The sequence below is a fragment of the Aeromicrobium camelliae genome, from assembly GCF_003850045.1.
GTDB lineage: Bacteria > Actinomycetota > Actinomycetes > Propionibacteriales > Nocardioidaceae > Aeromicrobium > Aeromicrobium camelliae.
Genome location: NZ_RQJX01000004.1, coordinates 79,563 through 97,459 on the forward strand (window position 1 = coordinate 79,563; position 17,897 = coordinate 97,459).

Here is a 17,897-nt window from a genome sequence, read left to right on the forward strand (position 1 = left end):
CGGAGGTACCCGCCTCCCTCGTTCTCCGGTCGCTACTCGACCGCGACACGCACACGACGAAGGGCCGCAGCCCCCCGAGCTGCGGCCCTTCGTGGTCGGTGGGGGTGCTCTAGCTCAGCCCGAGCGGCCCGGCCTCGTCGTCCTTACCCCGGCGGGTGAGCAGGTAGCCCGTGCCGAGGATGGCGAGTCCGCCGAAGAGCACGGGGGCGAGCAGGCCGACGCCGGTGCGCGGCAGCCAGCCGTCGGGACCGGCGGTGCCGGTGTCACCCCCGCCGCCGGCTCCAGGATCGCCGTCGCAGTCCGTGGTGCACGGCGGGATGGCCGTGGCCGCGGTGTCGACGAGGCTGTTGCCGAGCAGCAGGTCGGCGAGCTGGCCCTGTTCGCCCCCGACGGCGAGCAGCTTGACCCGCAGCGCGGAGATCGAGGCGGCGCGGTCGGTCAGCTCGGTCTCGCCGCTGTAGCGCGCCGCATACTCGTTCGGCACGTTGACGAGGACCTGGGCGATGTTCGCGAGGGCGTCGGTCAGTTGGGTAAGCCCGGCACCGAGCGGCTCGGCGAGCGTCTCGAGGCCGTTGACCAGCTGGGTGCGGATCTGCTCGACCACGGTCTCCAGGACACCGGTGAGCTGGTCGAGCGGAAGCGGGGTGGCCGCTCCGCCGGGCGCGACGACCGAGATCGTGAGGTCACCCAGGGTGTCCTCGACGACCGCGAGGAAGTTGTCGACGAAGGTGGGGAGCTCGTTGACCAGCGCCGGCAGCGCGTAGTGGAGGAGGTCGGTGTTCTCCGGCAGGTTGTTGAGGTCCAGGCCGAGGCTGCGGAACAGCTGCTCCAGGTCGAGGACCAGAGCACCGAGTTCCGCGTCGTACCGAAGCCCGCCCTGCGTGGGCTGCTCCAGCCCGTCGAGCAGTGTGCCGACACCCGTCACCCGCAGGCCGCCGATGTCGGGGACCTGGGCGCAGGACTCGGTATCGAGCTGCAGCAGGCCGAGCAGCGTCTCGCAGACTCCCGGACCGGTCAGGTCGATGGTCGACAGATCGACAGCGTCCGAACCGAGGCCCTCGGCGATCGCGCGGAGCGCGGGAACCTCGAGCACGATCTGCGAACCGGCGAGCGAGTAGCTGCGCTGCAGTTCCTGGTCAGCCGTCTCGTAGCGCGCCTGCGAGGTCACGGCGCCCAGCTCGAGACGCAGGTCGGCCACGTACTGCGTGAGCGGCTCGAGGGCACCGCCGGAGAGCCGGAGCGTGGCCGCGTTGGTGGCGGGCTGGGACTCTCCGCCGACGTGGACGATACCGTCGCGGGTCACCGCGCCACTGGCGGCGTAGGCGAGGCCCCCCTGTCCGGTCTGGGCGTAGGAGCCGACGGCGCCGATCTCGCTCGCGAGCAGGGTGTCACCCACGGGGATCGTCAGCTGGTCAAGTGCCTGCAGCGGACTCTCGGTGAACTGCTCCCCGCCCTCGGGGAACGTCGACGAGGCGCCTTCCTCCTCCACGCCGTCACCGACGATGTCGACGAGTTCGCCGAGGGCGTTCTTGCCGGCGAGGAACTGCGATTCGGCGTACGACGTGTACGCGACCGCGTTTTCTGCAGACGCCGGGAGCGGCGCTGCGACCAGAAGGGCGCTGAGCCCCGTGACCAGGAGGCTGGAACCGAGAATCCTCATGGAGTGCCTTTGCGTATCGAGCGAAGTCTGTCGTGCGGCTCAACGAGGGCTCGCGACAAAAGTTACGGCGCACTCCGGATAAGTTGTGACTCTGTTCAGGATTATCAGGAGTCGCGATTCACGCGCAGCAGGGTTCCCTTTCCTGGGACGTCGCGGATCTCGTCGGCGACGAGGGACACACCCTGCGTCGGCAACCACTCGCCGAGCGCCTCGGCCTGCGCGACCGTGCCGACCTGGAGGATGACCGCTCCGCCCTCGAGCAGGTGCCGTCCGGCGACTACGAGGCAGGAACGAGCGAGGTCCAAGCCGTCAGCGCCGCCGTCGATAGCGGTGAGGGGATCCTCGGGGTAGTCCTGCGTGCGTTCGCTCTCCACCCACGGCGGGTCCGCCACGATGAGAGCGAACCGTTCGCCGGGCGTGATCGCCGACTCCAGCGGACCGCAGCGCACCTCGGTGTACGCGGCACGGCGCGATGCGCGAACGTTGTCCCAGGCGAGGCGGCACGCCACGGGATCGGCATCGACCAGGACGAGGTCGCGATCGCTCTCATGCGCCGCCAGCAGACCGATCTGTCCCGCACCGGTGCACAACTCGAGGATGGGGCCGTCGGGGACGACGGAGAGCAGGTCGGCAGCCCAGGCCGACTGCACCGCTGTCCACGGCCGAGGGCGCAGCACACGCTCATCGAACGCGATGGTCAGCGGACCGAAATCGATGGTCTCGCGAGGCGGCTCAGCCACGGCGGTGTCGTCGTCGGGTGAGGGCACGGGACGACGATAGGGCCAGCATCACGAGTCGGCATCCCGAGACGTTCTGCGACCGTGTCGCGGGCAGCAAGCCCCCTCTACCACCGACGAACGAAGAAACCAGCGCGACTCTCGACTAGCGAGCGTCGCGCTGGCTCCTTGCGTGGCAGCGGAGGATAGGGGATTCGAACCCCTGAGGGCGTTAACCCAACCCGCTTTCCAAGCGAGCGCACTAGGCCACTATGCGAATCCTCCGCGGACGAGCGTACCGGGCCGACCCAGGAGCGAGGGAATCGGCCCCGGTCCGCTCGGCCTGGCCGAGCCCGTATGATGGGGGACAGCCCCTCGCGTGGCGGCACATCACCCAACTCCCCCAGGGCAGGAATGCAGCAAGGGTCAGTGATCCCTGTCGGGTACGCGAGGGGTCCTTTCGTTCCCGGGAGATTCACTGCCACCTGGTGACCGCAGAACTCCCCTGAGGCGTCAGTTTTCGAAGTTCACCTGGTCAACCGCACCCTGACGGGTGCGGGAGGGCTGTGGTGTACGCCCTAGACTGAGCGGCGTGATCTTTCGACGCGTGGGGGACGGTCGACCCTATCCGGACCACGGCCTGACCCAGAACGACTGGGCGCAGATCTCGCCGACCCAGGTGCGCCTCGACGATCTCACCACCACCAAGAAGGAGCTCGACCTCGCGACGCTCCTCGACGACGACTCCACGTACTTCGGCGATCTCTTCGCCCACGTCGTCAGCTGGCGCGGCGAGCTGTTCTTGGAGGACGGCCTCCACCGGGCGCTGCGCGCGGCGCTCCAGCAGCGCACGATGCTGCACGCCCGGGTCTACTCGTTCGGGGGAAGGAAGTCATGAGTTCCCTGCGCGAGAAGCTCTTCCTCGGCGCGGCCGGCCTGACGTTCGTCGGGGCCACCGCCATCGGCGTCAACCTCCTGTTCGCCTCGGCCGACACGGCGGAGGACGACAGCGAGACCTGCGAGACCCAGGTGATCGCCGCCGGCGAGCCCGTGCAGAGCAGCATGGTGACGGTCAACATCTTCAATGCGAGCGACGCCGCCGGGTTGGCGAACCGCGTGCGCATCAATCTCGAGGGCAAGGGCTTCCTCGGCGGGCGCATCGGCAACAGCGAGAGCGAAGTTCCCGCCGACAACGTCACGATCCTCACCAACGGCCAGGACGATCCGACCGTGCAGTTGGTGGCTCAGCAGTTCAACGGGGACGTGCAGTTCGCCGAGCCGGACATCACGCTCGACGACGGCGTCACGGTGATCCTCGGACCCAACTACCAGGACCTGCGCGGCGACGCGCCGACCGAGATCCCCGCATCGCAGGAGACCACGGTCTGCGTCCCCACGATCGACCTCTCCGAGGTCGACCAGGGCTGACGGTCAGCCGAGCAGACGAGCGAGCCGTCGCACGGCGAACTCGTATCCCTGGACGCCCGCGCCCACGATGGTGCAGCTGGCGATCGGCGAGATGTAGGAGTGGTGCCGGAACTCCTCGCGCGCGTGCACGTTCGTGAGGTGCACCTCGACGACGGGGAGCTGGACTCCGGTCAGCGCGTCGCGCAGCGCGACGGAGGTGTGCGTGAGACCGCCGGGATTGATGATGATGCCGGCGCAGTCGGTGCGGGCCTCGTGGATCGCATCGATCAACACGCCCTCGTGGTTGCTCTGCACGGCACGCACATCGAACTCGAGCTCGGCGGCCGTCGTCGTCACGAGCGCCACGACGTCGTCGAGGGTCTCGTGCCCGTAGATCGCAGGCTCGCGCGTGCCGAGCAGGTTGAGGTTCGGGCCGTTGAGGAGAAGGAGACGCTTCACGCGGTCACCGTACCGTTTTCCCGCTGCGCGGCGAGCCGGACCGGGGCGTTGGGCGCTCCGTACCCGTCGTACGCACCACGACGCTCGACGAGTTCGAGGAACACGCCACCGACGATCGGCGTGTAGAAGTGGATGAACTCGCCGTCGGCGTCTCGGTCGTAGAGCAGATCGAGCTCACGCAGCACGTCCAGAGTGCTCGGGTCGAGGCCGAAGCGCGCCGCGAGGTCGTCGTAGTAGTTGTCCGGAATCGGCAGGAACCGCAGCCCGCGCTGACGGGCCTCGCGGGCGACGGCGACGACGTCGTCGCACCGCACTGCCACGTGCTGTGCCGGCACCGGCGCGGTCGGCGGGGCGAGGTTCAGCGGGATGCGCAGCACTCCGTCGTCCGTGCGCATGACCTGGCTGCGGACCAGGCCGCTGGGACCCGGCACGTCGGTGGACGACTCCGCGGCGAGGCCCAACACGCTGCTGTAGAACAGCACGGCCTCGTCGAAGTCCTGCCACGGCTGGGCGAGGTTGATGTGGTCGACCACGCCGGACAACTGCTGCTCCGGTCCCCCGCCGTCGAACTCCGCGACCCACGAGGACTCCGCAGGCTGATCGTTCCAGTAGACCTCGGTGCCGTCCGGGGCGGCGACGGCGCGAAGGTCCTGCTCGCCCGCGTAGGTCCGGCGGAAGACGCGCGGCGCGCCGAGCGACTCGGCGCGGTCGGCTGCCTCGGCGGCGTCGTCGACGCGGACGCCGATCGCGGCCAGCTGCGGCGCCTCGTGCCGGGCCTTCTCGTTGAGGATGACGCGCGTCTCGCCCGCGGACCACAACCGGACAGGCTTGCTGCGGTGCCGACCGCGGAAGGTGAAGCCGATCCGATCGAGCATCTCCTCGAGCGGGCCGAGGTTCTCGCCCTTGAACTCGACGAAGTCGACGGCCAGCGGCGCTGCTGCAGCGGTCAGGCGATCGGTGCTCCAGCCGGCGGCCTCCGCGGTGCGGTCGGCCAGCCAGGTCAGCGAGCGGCGGGCGTGGGCGGCGGTGCGGACCACGTCGGTCTGGCGGAACGTGTCGTTGAAGACCTCGAGCGAAAGCGGGCCGGCGTACCCGGCGCGCAGCACATGCCCGAGGAAGGCCGTCAGGTCGAAGCTGCCCTCGCCGGGGAAGAGGCGGTGGTGACGGCTCCACGAGAGGACGTCCATGTCGAGCGCCGGAGCGTCGGCCAGCTGGAGGAAGAAGATCTTCTCACCGGGGATGTCCTCGATCGCGGAGGGATCGTGCCCGCGCGAGAGGATGTGGAAGCTGTCGAGGCACGTCCCCAGGTTGGGCCGATCGGCCATCTCGACGATACGCCAGGCGTGGCGATAGTCGTCGACGAAGCGGCCCCAGGCGAGCGCCTCGTAGGCGATGCGGATGCCACGTTCGGCGGCTCGATCGGCCAGCTCACCGAGCTGGCGGGCGGCAACTTCGTCATCGCCGATCGTCGCGGTCGCCACGTTGCTGCACACGAGCACGGTGTCGGCCCCGAGGCGTTGCATGACGTCGAACTTCGCCTCCGCGCGACGCAGGTTGTCCGCGAAGGTCGCCTCGTCGACCCCTTCGAAGTCCCGGAACGGCTGGAAAAGGTCGACCGTGAGTCCGAGCCGGTCGCACAGAGCGCGGATCTCCTCGGGGGACTCATAGGCGGCGACGAGGTCGGCATCCATGATCTCGACCCCGTCGAAGCCGGCCGCCGCGCAGGCGTGCAGCTTCTCGACGAGCCCTCCCGACAGACAGACCGTGGCAATCGCGGTACGCATGCCGAGAATGTACCAACGGGTACATTGCCGTGGTGGACGGCGGGTGACGCCCGCCACGCTCAGGGAGGGGCCCCGCTAGGGTGGCGCGTGTGAGCGACCAGCCGATCCGCCAGCGCGATGCCGAGCGCACGCGGGCCGAGCTCCTGGCCGTAGCGACCGAGGTGTTCGCCGAGTCGGGGTACTCCGGCGCTCGTGTCGATGAGATCGCCGAGCGGACGCGCACCACCAAGCGGATGATCTACTACTACTTCGGCGGCAAGGAGCAGCTGTACCTCGCCGTCCTGGAGGAGGCGTACCGCGGCATCCGCGAGGCTGAACGCGGCCTGGACGTCGGCGAACTGGGCCCGGTGGAGGCGATGCGACGGCTCGCCGAGCTGACGTACGACCATCATCTGGAGCACCAGGCGTTCATCCGCCTCGTGGCGATCGAGAACATCCATCGCGGCGAGCACATTCAGCGCCTGCAGAGCCTGCGCGACCTCGGCCAGCCGGCCATGTCGCTGCTCGACGAGATCCTCGAGCGCGGCCGCGTCGAGGGCGTGTTCCGCGACGATGTCGACGCCTTCGACGTCCACCTCATCATCAGCGCCTACTGCGTCTTCCAGGTCGCCAACCAGTACACCTTCGGCTACCTCTTCTCGCGCGATCTGCACGCCCCCGAGAGCCGCACGCATCTGCGCGCGCTCATCGGCGACGTCGTCGTCTCCTGGCTCAGCCGCCGCTGAGCTCCAGCCACCACCCCCTTGACAGCCCTGGGCGGCACTGTGATTCACTTCACGTACGTACCGGTTAGTACATTAGCTAGTTCAGGAGAAGGATGCCGTCCCGTCCCCCCTACCTCGTCGGCCTCGTCGGCAACGGGGTTCGTCCGTCGCTCACCCCGCCGCTGCACATGGCCGAAGCCGCCGCGCTGGGTCTCGACTACGTGTACCGCCCGATCGACCTGCTGGAGCACGACCTGCCCGCCACGGCGATCGGCGACCTGCTGCGTCAGGCGCGCGTGTTCGGCTTCGACGCACTCAACATCACCCACCCGTGCAAGCAGCTCGTGATCGACCACCTCGACGCGCTCTCGCCGACAGCGGCCGCTCTCGGCGCCGTGAACACCGTCGTCTTCGGCGCGGACGGGAGCACGACGGGCTACAACACCGACACCACGGGGTTCGAGACGTCGATCCGCACCGCTCTGCCCGGAGCCTCTCTCGCGCACGTCGTGATGCTCGGCGCCGGCGGAGCCGGTGCGGCCGTCGCCGACGCGCTCGCGCGCCTGGGGACCACGCACCTCGTCGTCGTCGACGTCGAGCCGTCCCGCGCGGCGAGCCTCGCCGCCGACCTCGGCGGCCGTCACAGCGAGACCCGCGTCGACTCCGCGGGGCCCGACGAGCTTCCCGGCCTGCTGGCTGCGGCGACCGGGGTCGTCCACTGCACGCCGACCGGCATGGCCGACCATCCCGGCCTGCCCTTCGACGCGTCCTTGCTGGACCCGCAGTTCTGGGTGGCCGACATCGTGTACCGGCCGCTGGACACCGCACTCCTGCAGGCGGCCCGCGAGGCCGGCTGCCGCACGCTCGACGGCGGCCACATGGCCGTGCACCAGGCCGTCGACGCCTTCCGGCTCATCACCGGCATCGACCCCGACGTCGACCGCATGAGCCGTCACTTCCGCACCCTCGTCGCCGCCGACGAGGACTGAGTCCCCGCAATCAGGAGAACGACCAATGGAGACATCCCGCCACGCGGCCGAGCCGGAGGCCACCACCAAGACGCCGGTCCGCGCCGCCGCCAGCTTCATGGGCAGCGCCGTCGAGTACTACGACTTCTTCATCTTCGGCTCCGCCGCCGCACTGATCTTCCCCACCGTGTTCTTCCCGAGCGACAACCAGGCGTCGCTCGTGATGAGCTTCGCGACGTTCGGATTCGCCTACGTGGCCCGCCCCTTCGGCGCCGTCATCCTCGGCCACTTCGGCGACCGCGTGGGCCGGCAGAAGGTCCTCATGTTCACGCTGCTGCTCATGGGGTTGTCGACCTTCATCATCGGCTGCCTGCCGAGCTTCGAGCAGATCGGCTGGTTCGCGCCCGCCCTGCTGGTGCTGTGCCGGCTGATGCAGGGGCTGTCGGCGGCGGGCGAGCAGGCCGGTGCCAGTTCGCTGACCCTCGAGCACGCGCCCGACGACCGCCGCTCCTTCTACACGTCCTGGACGTTGACGGGCACGCAGGGCGGCCAGATCCTCGCCGCGCTCATCTTCATCCCGGTCGTCGCGTTGCCCGACGACATCAAGTACAGCTGGGGCTGGCGCGTGCCGTTCTGGCTCAGCGCCGTGGTCGTCATCGTGGCCTACTTCATCCGCCGGTCGCTGCACGAGCCGCCGACGTTCGCCAAGGCCAAGGCCCAGGGCGACGTGGCCAAGATCCCGGTCGTCGAGCTGCTGCGCACCCACGGCTGGGACGTGACCCGCGTGATCGCCTGCGCCTTCATCGCGGCCGTGTCGACCGTGTTCGGCAACCTCGCCATCGCGTACGGCACCGAGGTCGGCCTGCGCGAGTCGATCACGCTGTGGCTCGTCGTGGTGGCCAACATCGTCGCCCTGGTGACTCAGCCGCTGTTCGGGATGCTCGCCGACCGGATCGGCCGCAAGCCCGTCTTCATCTACGGCGCCGTCGCGAGCGCGGTGCTGATGCCGTTCTACATGCGGTCCATGTCCGGCGACAGCGAGCTGCTGGTGTTCGCCCTCGCGATCGCGACATTCTCCTTCGGGTACGCCGCGGCCAACGCCGTCTGGCCCTCGTTCTACGGCGAGATGTTCAGTGCCAAGGTGCGCTTCTCGGGCATGGCGATCGGCACGCAGCTCGGCTTCCTCATGGCCGGGTTCGCGCCGTCGATCGTGACCGCACTGGGCGGCGTCCAGGAGGGCGGCTGGGTCGTCATCGCGGGCTTCACGGCGACGATCTGCGCGATCGCCTCCCTTGCCGCGCTCACCGCCCGCGAAACCAGGGACGTGCCGACCGAGCAGCTCGGGACGCCGGCGAAGGACACGCAGCTCGGCGCGTGAGCGTCCGCTCCCCGCGAGGCACCACGTCTCGCGGGGAGCGCTCAGCGCGTGGAGAGCTGCCGGGAGATCCCGCGCGCGGCGACCTGCAGCGCGGCCAGCAACCGGGGGCGGTCACGCCGCAGGCTCGCCACCACCACGCCGATGGCGGCCACCGCCTCGTCGTCGCGCAGCACCGGCACCGCAAGAGAGGCGGCGCCGAGGCTCATCTCCTCGCTGGTGGTGGCATACCCGTCATTGCGCACCCGGTCCAGCTGTTCGGCCAGGACGGACGGCTGCGTGATGGTGTACGGCGTGACCCGGGTGAGCTGCCCGAGTACCCGCTGCTGCACGTCGGCCGGCGCGTGGGCGAGGAGCACCTTGCCCACGCCGGTCGAGTGCATCGGCAGGGTCGAACCGACCGTACTCACGACCGGCACCGAGGCCCTGCCGCGCATCCGCTCCAGGTAGAGCACCTGATCGCCGTCGCGTACCGCGAGGTGCACCGTCGCCCTCGTCGTGGCGTGGACGTCGTGGAGGACCGGCTCGGCCACGCGCCGCAGGCCCGCCTCCACAGGAGCGAGCAGGCCGACGTCCCACAGCAGCCGGCCGATGACGTAATCGCCCTGCGGCCGGCGCGTGAGCGCTCCACCGGCCACCAGCTCCTGCACCAGTCGGTGCGCCGTCGCGAGGGGAAGCCTCGCTCTGTCGGCCACCTCGCTCAGCGTCAGCTGCCGGTGGTGTTCATCGAAGGCGGCCAGGATCGCGAGCACCCGCGAGGCCACGCTCGCCCCGGGCGTGGACGTGTTCCCAGCCACATTCGCTCCTCGGTCGTTTCCGCTGAGCGAAATCGTACGCTTCACCCGCGCACCCCGAGGGGCCTAGGGTGCCGGGCATGACCACCCAGCCGATCTCCACCGACCCGGACAGCGCCTCGGCCAGCCAAGAGCAGATCAACGGCGAGATCGCGGCCATCGCGGAGGACTACCGCGCCTCGGGCGTGGAGGAGACGCAACCGCGCCTCGACTACGCGCCGTACCGCAGCTCGCTGCTGCGTCACCCCACCAAGTCACTGCACCACGCCGATCCGGAGACGATCGAGCTGTGGGCCCCGTGCTTCGGGCACCGCGATGTGCATCCCCTCGAGGCCGACCTCACGATCCAGCACGGCGGCGAGCCGCTGGGCGAACGCATGCGGCTGGTCGGCCGCATCGTCGACGGTGACGGCCGGCCGGTGCGCAACCAGCTGGTCGAGATCTGGCAGGCCAACGCCGGCGGACGGTACGTGCACAAGCGCGACCAGCACCCCGCGCCGATCGATCCGAACTTCACGGGCGTCGGCCGCTGCCTGACCGACGACGACGGCAACTACGCGTTCACGACGATCAAGCCGGGCCCGTACCCGTGGAAGAACCACCGCAACGCGTGGCGCCCGGCGCACATCCACTTCTCGCTGTTCGGCACCGACTTCACGCAGCGGATGATCACCCAGATGTACTTCCCGGGCGATCCGCTGTTCGCGCTCGATCCGATCTTCCAGTCGATCACCGACCCGAAGGCGCGCGAGCGGCTCGTCGCGCAGTACGACCATTCGGTGACGACCCACGAGTGGGCCACCGGCTACCGCTGGGACATCGTGCTGACGGGCAGCCACCGCACGCCGCTCGAGACCGAGACCGACGAGGACTGACGACATGGCAGATCTGATCGCAACGCCCGGCCAGACCATCGGGCCCTTCTACGGCTACGCGCTGCCCTACGAAGGCGACAACGAACTCGTCCCGCCCGGTCGCGCCGACGCCATCCGGCTGCACGGCCAAGTGCTCGACGGTGCCGGCGCGCCCGTTCCCGACGCTTTGCTCGAACTGTGGCAGGCCGACGCGGACGGCAACGTCGTCCAGCAGCCGGGCTCGCTGAAGCGCGACGGGTGGACCTTCACCGGATGGGGTCGCGCGGCCACCGACGACGCCGGGCACTACACGTTCTCGACGCTGCGCCCGGGCCCGACCGAGCCCGGAAAGGCGCCGTTCTTCCTGGTGACCGTGTTCGGACGCGGGGTGCTCAACCGTCTCTTCACCCGGGCCTACCTGCCCGAGGACAGGGAGGCGCTCGCCGCCGATCCCCTGCTGACGTCGCTGCCGGCCGAGCGCCGCGATTCCTGCATCGCCGCTGCCGACGCGCACGGGTACCGATTCGATATCCGGCTCCAGGGCGAGGACGAGACCGTCTTTCTGACGTATCCGCGACACTGAACAACGTGACTGATCTGTTGTGGCCCGGCGACGAGCGGGCGGAGCGAGTCTTCTCCGATCCGGCGATCGTCGAGGCGATGGTGGCTGTCGAAGACGCCTGGTTGGGCGCGCTCGTCGCCAACGGCGTCGCACCTGCGAGCGCCGCGGGCGCGCTGACCGGGCTCGTCGGCGACGACGACGTGGTGGGTCTGGCGACCGGCGCGGAGTCGGGCGGCAACCCGGTGATCGGGCTCGTCGCGCTGCTGCGCGAGCGGACCGATGGGGAGACGGCGCGGTGGTTGCACCGCGGGCTGACGAGCCAGGACGTCCTCGATACGGCGCTCGTGCTGTGCGCCCGCGATGCCATCAACGCGATCGACGAGGCGGTCCGCGGACAACTCGGGGCGATCGTCCGGCTCGCTACCGAGCACCGTGACACTCCGATGGTGGCCCGGACCCTGACGCAGCCGGCCGTGCCCCAGACCTTCGGGGCCAAGGTCGCGCGGTGGGGCGAGGGGATCGTCGACGCCGCTGCCGGGCTCCGGCGAGTGCGTTCCTCGCTGCCGGTCCAGCTCGGCGGGGCGGCAGGAACGATGGCGGCCGCCACCGAGCTCTCCGGCGACCAGGCCGTCGCCCTCGCCCTCGTCCGCGAGACGGCCGAACGCCTCGGGCTCGACACGAGCCTGCCGTGGCACACTTCCCGCGGCCGCCTCACCGAGATCGGCGACGCGCTCGTGACGTGCACGGATGCGTGGGGGCACGTGGCCGCGGACGTCCTGGTGATGACCCGCCCGGAGATCGGCGAGGTCAGCGAGGGCACGGGCGGGGGCTCGTCGACCATGCCGCACAAGAGCAATCCGGTGATGTCCGTCCTCCTGCGCCGCACCGCCCTCGTCGCCCCGGGTCTCGCGCAGACACTGCACCTGGCGGCCGCGACGATGGAGGACGAGCGGGCCGCCGGAGCCTGGCACGCCGAGTGGGACGCGCTCCGCCTGCTGGCCCGCCGCACCCTGGTCGCCGCCCGTCACGCGGAGGTCCTGCTCGGCGGGCTGCGCGTCGACGTCGAACGCATGTCCTTCAACCTCGCCTCGGCCACCGGGGTCGAGGCGGAGCAACAGTCGATGGTGAAGCTGACCGGACGCCTCCCGTCGAGCTCCTATCTGGGCATCGCGCCGCTGCTGGCGGACTCCGCGGTGTCCTCGATCCGCGACTTCCTCGAGGAGGACCCTGCATGACCGTTCCCCGCATCACCGGTGTCGAGCTCAGCCCCGCGGGGACGGGGCCGCTGGTACTGCTCGGGCCCTCGCTGGGCACGAGCGCCACCGCTCTGTGGTCGGCGGCCGCCGCGCCGCTCGCCGCGGACTTCCATGTCGTGGCGTGGAACCTGCCCGGGCACGGAGCCAACACGACCGTGGGGGAACCGTTCACCATGGCCGAGCTGGCCGCCGGCGTCGTCGCGCTCGCGGACGCCCTCGCGCCCGGCGAGCCCTTCTACTACGCGGGCGACTCGGTGGGCGGCGCCGTCGGGCTGCAGCTGCTGCTCGATCATCCCGATCGAGTCCGTTCGGCCGCCCTGCTCGCGACCGGAGCGAAGATCGGCGAGGAGTCCGGCTGGCGCGAACGCGCCGCCACGGTCCGGGCCAGCGGCACACCGTCGATGGTGACCGGGTCGGCGCAGCGCTGGTTCGGCCCGGGCTTCATGGAACGGGAGCCGGAGGTCGCCACCGAGTTGCTGCACTCGCTCCAGGACGCGGACGCCGAGGGCTACGCGCAGGTGTGCGAAGCGTTGGCGACCTTCGACGTCCGCGAGCGACTCGGGCAGATCGGTGCGCCCGTCCTCGCGATCGCGGGCGCCGAGGACGGGCCGACACCGCCGGCCAGCCTCGGACAGATCGCCGACGCGGTGCAGCACGGCCGGCTCGTCGTCCTCGACGGCGTGGCCCATCTGCCTCCGGCCGAGCGGCCGCACGAGGTGGGCGTACTGCTGCTGGAGCACTTCACCGGCGCGGGCGACGTCGTCACCGCGTTGACGACCGGCGCCACGAGCGAGCAGGTGTACGACGCGGGGATGTCGGTGCGCCGCGAGGTGCTCGGCGACGCTCACGTCGACCGGGCGACCGCCTCGATCACGGACTTCACCGAGGAGTTCCAGCGCTTCATCACGCAGTACGCCTGGGGCGGCATCTGGACCCGCCCCGGGCTCGACCGGCGCACCCGATCGTTCATCACGCTCACCGCGCTCCTCGCTCGCGGGCATCACGAGGAGTTCGCGATGCACGTCCGCGCCGCCAAGCGCAACGGGCTGAGCGATGACGAGATCAAGGAACTCATCCTCCAGTGCGCGATCTACTGCGGCGTCCCGGATGCGAACAACGCCTTCAAGATCGCCCAGCGCGTCCTGGCCGAGCCGGCGGAGTGAGAGGTCCTCTCCGCCGCCCGCTCGCCCGAAGTCGCGGCGTTCGAGGTTTAGGCTGACGACATGAACCCGCCCGGCGACCAGTTCGTCCAGTCCCTTGCCCGGGGACTGGCGGTCATCACGGCGTTCGACTCCGAGCACCCGGAGATGTCGCTCACCGAGGTCGCGCAGCGCACCGGTTTCAGCCGGGCGACCGCGCGGCGGTTCCTCCACACGCTGGTGGAGCTGGGGTACATGCGCACCGACGGCAAGACGTTCGCGCTCACCCCGCAGGTCATGCGGCTCGGCACCGCTTACCTCTCCGGACTCGGTCTGCCGCAGCTGGCGCAGCCGCACCTCGAGCGGATGTCCGCCGCACTCGGCGAGTCCACTTCCGCCGCCGTCCTCGACGGCACCGAGATCGTCTACGTCGCGCGGGTAGCCACCCGTCGCATCATGAGTGTCGGGATCACGGTCGGCACCCGGTTCCCCGCCTATGCGACCTCGATGGGACGGGTCCTGCTCGCGGCCCTCGACGCTCCCGCCCTCGATGCCTACTTCGCCGAGGCGACGCTGGTTCCCCGCACGCCGCGCACGCTGCACACCGAGCCGGCACTGCGCGACGAGCTCGACCGGGTGCGCGAGCGGGGATGGTGTCTCGTGGACCAGGAACTCGAGCGGGGGCTGACCTCGATGGCGGCGCCCGTGCGGGACCGGAACGGCTCCACGGTGGCTGCCGTGAACATCTCGATGACGCACACGGACACCGGCGAAGGGCACCAGGAGGCGCTCGCCGCGCTGCTGGAGTGCGCCGCTGCCGTGAGCAAAGACGTCGCGGAGCACGGCCTGAACTGAGCCTGTGCTCGTTGATCTCCCTGGGGAGGGCGGGGTACAGTAGCGACGTTCGTTCCACGAACTTGTGTTCGCATAGCGAACAGAAGGAGACTCTCATGGCTCATCTGTACGCCGCCGTCCGCACGCCGTTCGGCAAGTTCAACGGCGCCCTCGCCGGGGTCCGCCCCGACGACCTCGCCGCCACCGCCGTCACCGGCGTGCTGAGCAAGACGCCCGGACTCGACCCCGCCGCCATCGGCGACGTCGTGTGGGGCAACGCCAACGGCGCCGGTGAGGACAACCGGAACGTCGGACGCATGGCCGTCCTCCTCGCCGGGCTCCCCGTGAGCGTCCCGGCCACCACCGTCAACCGCCTGTGCGGCTCCAGCCTCGACGCGGCCATGATCGCCTCGCGCACGGTGGACACCGGCGACGCCGACGTCGTCCTCGCCGGCGGCGTCGAGTCGATGACACGCGCGCCCTGGGTCCTGCCGAAGCCCCATCGCGGCTTCCCGGCCGGTGACGTCACCGCCGTGTCCACCACGCTCGGCTGGCGTCTGGTGAATCCGGAGATGCCGAAGGAATGGACCATCTCCCTGGGCGAGGCCAACGAGCAGCTCGCCGACAAGTTCGGCATCAGCCGGGAGCGGCAGGACGAGTTCGCCGCGCGCTCGCACGCCCTCGCGGACGCGGCCTGGAACGACGGCTTCTACGACGACCTCACCGTGAGCGTCCCGGGTGTCGAGCTGACCCGCGACGAGGGCATCCGCCCGGGCACCACCGTGGAGAAGCTCTCGACGCTCCGCCCGGCCTTCCGGCCCGACGGTCTCATCACCGCCGGCAACGCGTCGCCGCTCAACGACGGAGCCTCGGCCCTCGTCATCGGCTCCGAACGCGCCCGCGACCAGATCGGCGTCGATCCGATCGCCCGCATCGCCGGCCGCGGTGCCGCAGCGCTCGAGCCGCAGATGTTCGGATACGCGCCCGTCGAGGCGGCCAACCAGGCCCTCGCGCGCGCCGGCATCAGCTGGAGCGACGTCGGCGCCGTCGAGCTCAACGAGGCCTTCGCGGTCCAGTCGCTGGCCTGCGTCGACGCCTGGAAGGTCGACCCGGAGATCGTCAACGTCAAGGGCGGCGCGATCGCCATCGGCCACCCCCTCGGCGCCTCCGGCGGACGCGTCCTCGGCACTCTCGCGCACGTGCTGCGCGAGCGCGGCGAGCGGTGGGGCGTCGCGGCGATCTGCATCGGCGTCGGCCAGGGTCTCGCCGTCGTGCTGGAGAACGAGGAGGCTGCGTGAGCCGCGCACAGATCGTCACCTCCCCCGCCGAGGCGGTCGCCGGGATCGAGGACGGATCGACCGTCCTCGTGGGCGGGTTCGGCATGGCGGGCATGCCGGTCACGCTCATCGACGCGCTGATCGAGCAAGGCGCCTCCGACCTCACGATCGTCAGCAACAACGCCGGGAACGGTGACACCGGCCTCGCGGCCCTGCTCGCCGCCGGGCGGGTGCGCAAGGTCATCTGCTCGTTCCCGCGTCAGCACGACTCCTACGTCTTCGACGACCTCTACCGCTCCGGCAAGCTCGAGCTCGAAGTCGTCCCGCAGGGCAACCTCGCCGAGCGCATGCGCGCCGCCGGTGCCGGGATCGGTGCCTTCTACTGCCCCACCGGGGTCGGCACGCCGCTCGCCGAGGGCAAGGAGCGACGCACGATCGACGGCCGCGACTACGTGCTGGAGTACCCGATCCAGGGCGACTACGCCCTCATCGGCGCGCAGACGGCCGACCCGATGGGCAACCTGCTGTACCGCAAGACCGCCCGCAACTTCGGGCCGGTGATGGCCACCGCGGCCCGCACCACGATCGTCGAGGTCCGCGAGACCGTCGGGCTCGGCGAGATCGACCCCGAGGCCGTGGTGACCCCGGGCATCTACGTGGACCGCATCCTCGATCTGTCCGCCCTCGCTTCCCAGGAGGTGGCGTCGTGAGCATCGCCGTCGCTGCGACCCAGACCCTCGAGCACCTCGACCGCGGCCCGCTGAGCAAGGACGAGCTGGCCGCCCTCGTGGCCCGCGACATCCCGCAGGGCTCCTACGTCAACCTCGGCATCGGCCAGCCGACGACGGTCGCCGATCACCTCAGCGCCGACAGTGGCGTCGTGCTGCACACCGAGAACGGCATGCTCGGCATGGGGCGGGCCGCGCAAGGCGACGAGATCGACCCGGACCTCATCAACGCGGGCAAGGTTCCCGTCACCGAGCCTCCGGGCGCGGCGTACTTCCATCACGCCGACTCGTTCGCCATGATGCGCGGCGGCCACCTCGACGTGTGCGTGCTCGGCGCGTTCCAGGTGAGCGCCACCGGCGACCTCGCCAACTGGCACACCGGCGCACCGGACGCCATCCCCGCCGTGGGTGGCGCGATGGACCTCGCCATCGGCGCCAAGGACGTCTTCGTGATGATGACCTTGTTCGCCAAGGACGGGACGGCGAAGCTGGTGTCCGAGTGCACGTATCCGCTGACGGGAGTGGGGTGCGTGAGCCGCGTGTACACCGATCGCGCCTTGTTCCTCGTCGGCGCTGACGGCGCGACGGTCGTGGAGACGTTCGGGATGAGTGTCGAGGAGCTCGACGAGCGTCTCGACATCGACCTGCGCACGCTCTGACCCGGCCGGCCACGACTAGGCTCGGGTCGTGAGCGCTGACGAGTCCCGAAGCCGTCTGGCTCAGTGGCTGCTCCCCGGTGGCGAGGAACCGGACCCGCGGTTCACGCTCGCCAACGAGCGGACGTTCCTCGCGTGGATTCGCACTGCGCTCGCGTTCATCGCCGCCGGCGTCGCCCTCGAAGCGTTCGGCGACGAGCTCTTCCACCCCGGACTGCGCCGCGCGGTCTCGCTCATCGTGGTGGCGATCGGGCTCTTCATCGCGCTCAGCGCGGGCGCGCGGTGGCGCCGGGTGGAGAACAGCCTGCGCCGCCATGCGCCGCTCCCGCCGCCGGCGCTGCTTCCGTTGCTCGCGCTCGGTACCGTGCTCGCCGCCGGCGTGGTCGTCGCGCTGGTGCTGACGTGAGCCTGGAGACGCAACCCGAGCGCACGCGGTTGGCATGGGGCCGCACAGCCCTCTCGCTGCTCATCGTCGGCGCTCTTTTCTTGCGCTGGGCCCCGACCGCCGGCCCGCTCGTCCTCGCGCCGGTCGTGGTCAGCGCGGCCTTCGCGTTCGCGATCTCGACTGCGCAGCGGAAGCGGTACACCACGCAGACCCTCGAGCGGGAGAACGCGGACCGCGCGGTAGCGAGCATCATCCTGACGACGGCCGGGGTGGCCGTCCTGGCGATCTTCGCGCTCATCGCGGTCGCCACCATCTGACGCGCCGGTCTGCCACCATGAG

The 17,897-nt window shown here is 70.4% G+C and carries 20 protein-coding genes, 1 tRNA gene and 1 other RNA gene; 16 read left to right on the forward strand and 6 right to left on the reverse strand.

Features of this window, described 5'->3' with window-relative positions:
* Window positions 1-109: 109 nt before the first annotated feature.
* The 3 genes from EHW97_RS04455 to EHW97_RS04465 all read right to left on the reverse strand — a co-directional run bounded on the left by EHW97_RS04455 (window position 110) and on the right by EHW97_RS04465 (window position 2,661).
* Complete coding sequence (locus tag EHW97_RS04455; RefSeq protein WP_124235966.1) at window positions 110-1,660, reverse strand: choice-of-anchor G family protein; 1,551 nt, start codon at window positions 1,658-1,660, stop codon at window positions 110-112.
* A gap of 104 nt (window positions 1,661-1,764) precedes the next feature.
* A complete protein-coding gene (locus EHW97_RS04460; RefSeq protein WP_243696302.1) occupies window positions 1,765-2,427 on the reverse strand; it encodes a methyltransferase in 663 nt (220 codons plus the stop codon).
* 149 nt (window positions 2,428-2,576) lie between these two features.
* Window positions 2,577-2,661: transfer RNA gene (locus tag EHW97_RS04465), tRNA-Ser, on the reverse strand.
* A gap of 81 nt (window positions 2,662-2,742) precedes the next feature.
* Here EHW97_RS04465 and ffs point away from each other — a divergent pair.
* The 3 genes from ffs (at window position 2,743) to EHW97_RS04480 (ending at window position 3,804) form a co-directional block, all read left to right on the forward strand.
* An RNA gene (gene ffs, locus EHW97_RS04470) (signal recognition particle sRNA small type) lies at window positions 2,743-2,839 on the forward strand.
* A gap of 129 nt (window positions 2,840-2,968) precedes the next feature.
* The gene (locus EHW97_RS04475) at window positions 2,969-3,274 is read left to right on the forward strand and encodes a type II toxin-antitoxin system VapB family antitoxin (protein ID WP_124235967.1); all 306 of its coding nucleotides are present in this window, start codon (window positions 2,969-2,971) and stop codon (window positions 3,272-3,274) included.
* Complete coding sequence (locus tag EHW97_RS04480) at window positions 3,271-3,804, forward strand: LytR C-terminal domain-containing protein (RefSeq protein WP_124235968.1); 534 nt, start codon at window positions 3,271-3,273, stop codon at window positions 3,802-3,804. The genes EHW97_RS04475 and EHW97_RS04480 overlap by 4 nt, the downstream gene beginning before the upstream one ends.
* A 3-nt stretch (window positions 3,805-3,807) precedes the next feature.
* Here the strand turns inward: EHW97_RS04480 and aroQ are convergent, their stop codons facing one another.
* Window positions 3,808-4,242 (reverse strand): type II 3-dehydroquinate dehydratase, encoded by a 435-nt coding sequence (gene aroQ, locus EHW97_RS04485; RefSeq protein ID WP_124235969.1) that lies wholly within the window; start codon window positions 4,240-4,242, stop codon window positions 3,808-3,810.
* Window positions 4,239-6,026 (reverse strand): bifunctional sugar phosphate isomerase/epimerase/4-hydroxyphenylpyruvate dioxygenase family protein, encoded by a 1,788-nt coding sequence (locus EHW97_RS04490; RefSeq protein WP_124235970.1) that lies wholly within the window; start codon window positions 6,024-6,026, stop codon window positions 4,239-4,241. The genes aroQ and EHW97_RS04490 overlap by 4 nt, the downstream gene beginning before the upstream one ends.
* A gap of 89 nt (window positions 6,027-6,115) precedes the next feature.
* Between EHW97_RS04490 and EHW97_RS04495 the strand changes: the two genes are divergently transcribed.
* The 3 genes from EHW97_RS04495 (at window position 6,116) to EHW97_RS04505 (ending at window position 9,076) form a co-directional block, all read left to right on the forward strand.
* Window positions 6,116-6,751, forward strand: coding sequence for a TetR/AcrR family transcriptional regulator (locus EHW97_RS04495; RefSeq protein WP_124235971.1), 636 nt, complete (start codon window positions 6,116-6,118; stop codon window positions 6,749-6,751).
* A 92-nt stretch (window positions 6,752-6,843) separates the two neighbouring features.
* A complete protein-coding gene (locus tag EHW97_RS04500; RefSeq protein ID WP_124235972.1) occupies window positions 6,844-7,719 on the forward strand; it encodes a shikimate dehydrogenase in 876 nt (291 codons plus the stop codon).
* A gap of 25 nt (window positions 7,720-7,744) precedes the next feature.
* On the forward strand, window positions 7,745-9,076 hold the full coding sequence (locus EHW97_RS04505; protein WP_124235973.1) for an MFS transporter: 1,332 nt from the start codon (window positions 7,745-7,747) through the stop codon (window positions 9,074-9,076).
* Between the two features lie 41 nt (window positions 9,077-9,117).
* Here EHW97_RS04505 and EHW97_RS04510 read toward each other — a convergent pair whose 3' ends face one another.
* Entirely contained in the window at window positions 9,118-9,870 is a 753-nt protein-coding gene (locus tag EHW97_RS04510; RefSeq protein WP_124235974.1) for an IclR family transcriptional regulator, read from the reverse strand.
* A gap of 77 nt (window positions 9,871-9,947) precedes the next feature.
* Here EHW97_RS04510 and pcaH point away from each other — a divergent pair, with 77 nt between their 5' ends.
* The 10 genes from pcaH (at window position 9,948) to EHW97_RS04560 (ending at window position 17,875) form a co-directional block, all read left to right on the forward strand.
* Window positions 9,948-10,742 (forward strand): protocatechuate 3,4-dioxygenase subunit beta, encoded by a 795-nt coding sequence (gene pcaH / locus EHW97_RS04515; RefSeq protein ID WP_124235975.1) that lies wholly within the window; start codon window positions 9,948-9,950, stop codon window positions 10,740-10,742.
* A 4-nt stretch (window positions 10,743-10,746) separates the two neighbouring features.
* Window positions 10,747-11,304, forward strand: a complete 558-nt coding sequence (gene pcaG, locus EHW97_RS04520; protein ID WP_124235976.1) for a protocatechuate 3,4-dioxygenase subunit alpha — start codon at window positions 10,747-10,749, stop codon at window positions 11,302-11,304.
* Between the two features lie 5 nt (window positions 11,305-11,309).
* Window positions 11,310-12,518, forward strand: coding sequence for a lyase family protein (locus EHW97_RS04525; RefSeq protein WP_124235977.1), 1,209 nt, complete (start codon window positions 11,310-11,312; stop codon window positions 12,516-12,518).
* The gene (gene pcaDC, locus EHW97_RS04530) at window positions 12,515-13,702 is read left to right on the forward strand and encodes a bifunctional 3-oxoadipate enol-lactonase/4-carboxymuconolactone decarboxylase PcaDC (protein WP_124235978.1); all 1,188 of its coding nucleotides are present in this window, start codon (window positions 12,515-12,517) and stop codon (window positions 13,700-13,702) included. Before EHW97_RS04525 ends, pcaDC begins: the two co-directional genes overlap by 4 nt.
* 60 nt (window positions 13,703-13,762) lie before the next feature.
* Window positions 13,763-14,533: an IclR family transcriptional regulator domain-containing protein gene (locus EHW97_RS04535; RefSeq protein WP_124235979.1), complete on the forward strand. Its 771-nt coding sequence runs from the start codon at window positions 13,763-13,765 to the stop codon at window positions 14,531-14,533.
* A 95-nt stretch (window positions 14,534-14,628) separates the two neighbouring features.
* Window positions 14,629-15,810 carry a thiolase family protein gene (locus tag EHW97_RS04540; protein ID WP_124235980.1) on the forward strand — a complete coding sequence of 394 codons (1,182 nt, stop codon included), beginning with the start codon at window positions 14,629-14,631 and terminating at the stop codon, window positions 15,808-15,810.
* Complete coding sequence (locus EHW97_RS04545) at window positions 15,807-16,499, forward strand: 3-oxoacid CoA-transferase subunit A (RefSeq protein ID WP_124235981.1); 693 nt, start codon at window positions 15,807-15,809, stop codon at window positions 16,497-16,499. The genes EHW97_RS04540 and EHW97_RS04545 overlap by 4 nt, the downstream gene beginning before the upstream one ends.
* A complete protein-coding gene (locus EHW97_RS04550; RefSeq protein WP_124235982.1) occupies window positions 16,496-17,176 on the forward strand; it encodes a 3-oxoacid CoA-transferase subunit B in 681 nt (226 codons plus the stop codon). The genes EHW97_RS04545 and EHW97_RS04550 overlap by 4 nt, the downstream gene beginning before the upstream one ends.
* A gap of 28 nt (window positions 17,177-17,204) precedes the next feature.
* Window positions 17,205-17,579, forward strand: coding sequence for a YidH family protein (locus EHW97_RS04555; RefSeq protein WP_124235983.1), 375 nt, complete (start codon window positions 17,205-17,207; stop codon window positions 17,577-17,579).
* Window positions 17,576-17,875 (forward strand): DUF202 domain-containing protein, encoded by a 300-nt coding sequence (locus EHW97_RS04560; protein ID WP_124235984.1) that lies wholly within the window; start codon window positions 17,576-17,578, stop codon window positions 17,873-17,875. Before EHW97_RS04555 ends, EHW97_RS04560 begins: the two co-directional genes overlap by 4 nt.
* Window positions 17,876-17,897 lie beyond the last annotated feature (22 nt).